Annotated in this window: 1 protein-coding gene; it reads right to left on the reverse strand. The window is 70.5% G+C overall.

Features of this window, described 5'->3' with window-relative positions:
- On the reverse strand, positions 1-617 hold a 617-nt coding region (locus AC5Y21_RS26020), incomplete at both ends, for a PPE family protein (RefSeq protein WP_499917034.1).

Consider the following 617-nt stretch of genomic DNA (forward strand, 5'->3'; position numbering starts at 1 on the left):
GGGGCTGCCGTCGCCGAGGAGAACGCCGACGAAGCCATCGAGGCGGAGTTGCCTGCCGGAGTGGCGGTGGCCTGGTTGACCGCGTCGGCCTGTTCGGTCACCCCCTCCGGGTTGACGGTGGTCGGGGGCACTGTGAACGGAGCCAGGATCGAGGCGGTCGCCGAGGAGGCGGCATAGCCATACATCGCGGCGGCGTCCTGGGCCCACATCTCGGCGTATTGGGCCTCGGTGGCGGCGATGGCCGCGGTGTTTTGTCCGAAAAAATTGGTGGCGATCAACGCCATCAACAACGCCCGGTTGGCCGCGATCACCGGTGGGGGCACCGTCATGGCGAAGGCTGTCTCGTAGGCCGCCGCGGCCGCGCGGGCCTGCATACCGGCCTGCTCGGCTTCACCGGCGGTGGCGCTCATCCAGGCCACATAAGGCGTTGCCACGGCCACCATCGCCGCTGAGGCCGGCCCTATCCACGGCGCGCTGGTCAGCTCGGCGATCACCGACCCGTAGCCCGCTGCCGCGGTGTCCCATTCGGCGGCCAGCCCATCCCAGCCCGCCGCAGCCGCCAACATCGGCCCCACGCCCGGACCGGCATACATCCGACCCGAATTCACCTCCGGCGG

Source organism: Mycobacterium sp. NGS41, assembly GCF_059812725.1.